The organism is Mucilaginibacter sp. (assembly GCF_036383575.1).
GTDB lineage: Bacteria > Bacteroidota > Bacteroidia > Sphingobacteriales > Sphingobacteriaceae > Mucilaginibacter.
Genome location: NZ_DASVOB010000460.1, coordinates 1 through 2,617, shown reverse-complemented (window position 1 = coordinate 2,617; position 2,617 = coordinate 1). Strand labels below are relative to the sequence as shown.

The following is a 2,617-nucleotide window of genomic DNA, read 5'->3' as shown; positions in this document are numbered from 1 at the left end:
CAACAAACCCTGCCAAGAGGAGCAACTTCGGGAGCCAATCCGATGCAGGAAGCAAGGAAAGGCGGACAATAATTTTAACCAAACAGCCCCGGCTCTCGCCGGGGCTGTTTGGTTTTAAACTCGTTTTTGGAGCCTGTGGTCGGTGTTTTCACCATACCACTTAAGGTCATTTTCAATTAATGCAGTGTTTTCAAAATCATGTGGTACGGTGAAAACACCATAGGTGTTCGGAAGATTCAGATCAGTTGAAAATGTTGGTTTAAAAATCCATGTCATTGCGAGGAGCGGCATGGGCAAAAGCACTTGGGGCGACGCGGCAATCCCTTAGCTATACAGGGCGGACCTGCATTGGCTACGAGATTGCCGCGCTACGCTCGCAATGACATATTTTTTTATTTAAAAATAGAGATAATTTCATCTTCCGAACAACTGTGGTGAAAACACCGACCACAGGCTAATTTTCAAAAACAAAACGGGTTCGGCAATTGCCGAACCCGTTTTGTTTTTGCCCCACATGTCATTGATTCGTGCTTCGCAGCGACGTGTTTGTGATAGGCTTTTTAATGTACCCTATCAGTTTTATATATCCCCAACGGGCCATCAATAATGTCAGCAATCTGCTGGCTGAACAATTGAAAATGCTCCTGTTTTACATGCCGGTCAAGGCCTTCCTGGCTGGCCCAGGTTTCGTGAAAAACAAACTGGGTTTCGTCGGTGGTTGATTGGTATAGCTCGTATTGCAGGCAGGCTTCTTCCTGGCGTGATGCTGCTACCAGCTTATCCAAAAAGTCTTTCATTTGGGCGGTAGTACCTGCCTTACACTTCACTAAGGCTGTTAAGTAAATTTTCATGGCTTGGGTTGTTTTGGGTAAAAAGTTTATTTAAATGCTCCTGGTAGCGTTGCAGGTTCTCTTCAATATTAGCGTTTTTCATCACATCATAAAAGTGGATACTTTCTAATTGCTGCATGCCGGTAAAGGCGTTCATGCGGTGAAAGCCAAACAGCGGGCCTTCGTCAACACTGTGCTCATTGAAAAATTCACCGGGTAGGGTGAAAGCAGTGATAGGGGCATTCCATGAGGTAGTAAGCAGATATTGTTTGCCATGCATCAGGCCGCCGGTACCATAATTAATGCCAGGGTTTTCGGCTGTGCGGCCATCGCTGCGGTAAATGCCGTTTTGATAACCGGCGGTAAAAACTTCATCAATATATTTTTTAAAGGCATGCGGCACCTGGAACCACCAAACTGGAGTATGGTAAATAATTATATCGGCCCATTTATAGTTTTCGGCCTCCTGCATGGGGTCATAAGCGTTATTAACATCTGTTGAGCGTACCTCAAAATCGGGATGTTCGGTGAAATATTGTACGGTAGTATCTAATAATGTTTTGTTGAATCTTCCGCCGGAGTGACCGAAGATCTGTCCGCCGTTTATTACAAATATGTTCTTCATTTATTTTCTTGTTTTAATTTTCATCAAAATTACGGCGCATTTATCTACTATTAAAATAGTATAATTTATACATTTGTATTATAATTATGATAGATAGACCATGGTTAATTTTGAATGGTTCCGTACGTTTAAAGCGATATATGAAACAGGATCTCTAACAGGCGCGGCTGAAGCGCTGTTTATTTCCCAACCGGGAGTGAGCCTGCATTTAAGCTCACTGGAAAGTTATGTAGGTTATAAACTGTTCGACCGTACTTCGCGAAAAATGGTATCGACAGAACGGGGAAAGATCCTGTATAACTATATCCAGGAGTCTATCAGTAAACTGGAAGAAGCCGAGCGACATTTTCATAAAAGCACCGAGAAGGACGTACCTACCATAAGTATAGGCATGTGTTTTGAAACTTTTCAGTTTACGCTGGAATCCTATTTGCCTACATTGCCTTTTAACGTGATCATTAAATTTGGCGAATACCCCGAAATGTTGGCCGATCTTGATAACGGTATCCTCGACCTGATCGTAACGCCCCATAAAGGTGATTATAAAGGTTTGGAATATAAACCGTTTTTTAAGGAACGGATAGTAGTGCTGGCCGGGGCCCAAACACCAACGGCAGAGTTTAATGAACTGCTGAAAACTAAAAATCTTAACCAGATCCAAACCTGGCTTAAAGCCCAAACCTGGTATGGCTCATCGGGCGATATGGAACATCTGCGTCGTTTCTGGCATATCAACTTTGGTAAGCGGCCTGATTTTAAGCCCAACTTTATTGTACCCAACATGGGCTCCATTATCCGTTGCCTGAGCGATGGCAAGGGGATAGCAGTGATCCCCGATTTTCTTTCAAAAAAGGAGCGCGATAATGGCAATATCAAATTGCTTTGGGAAGGTTACAATCTGATAGAAAATACGCTGTATTTCGGCACCCGCAAAAAGTCGATTTACGCCGAACAGGTGGCCATGATCCAGGGGATTTTTGAGCGGGAGATGGTTTGATGAACAGGTAGCTTAAACCTTCTCTACCGCCGCCGCTCGCCTCTGGCGAGTGGCAACTATCGCAGCGGCCTCTGGCCGTCGTAGCAAAAGCAGACCATGGGCTTTATTAGAACTCAAATATCTCTTTATTAAGATCACCGGTATACCATCTGCCATTAATAAAAT

3 protein-coding genes are annotated in these 2,617 nt (G+C 43.8%); 1 reads left to right on the top strand and 2 read right to left on the bottom strand.

What is annotated here, in order from left to right; all coding sequences use genetic code 11:
• Positions 1-560: 560 nt before the first annotated feature.
• Positions 561-851: a putative quinol monooxygenase gene (locus VF500_RS16395; protein ID WP_330860705.1), complete on the bottom strand. Its 291-nt coding sequence runs from the start codon at positions 849-851 to the stop codon at positions 561-563.
• Positions 817-1,455, bottom strand: a complete 639-nt coding sequence (locus VF500_RS16390) for an NAD(P)H-dependent oxidoreductase (RefSeq protein WP_330860704.1) — start codon at positions 1,453-1,455, stop codon at positions 817-819. Before VF500_RS16390 ends, VF500_RS16395 begins: the two co-directional genes overlap by 35 nt.
• 100 nt (positions 1,456-1,555) lie before the next feature.
• Between VF500_RS16390 and VF500_RS16385 the strand changes: the two genes are divergently transcribed.
• A complete protein-coding gene (locus VF500_RS16385; protein ID WP_330860703.1) occupies positions 1,556-2,452 on the top strand; it encodes a LysR family transcriptional regulator in 897 nt (298 codons plus the stop codon).
• The last annotated feature ends 165 nt before the right edge of the window (positions 2,453-2,617 follow it).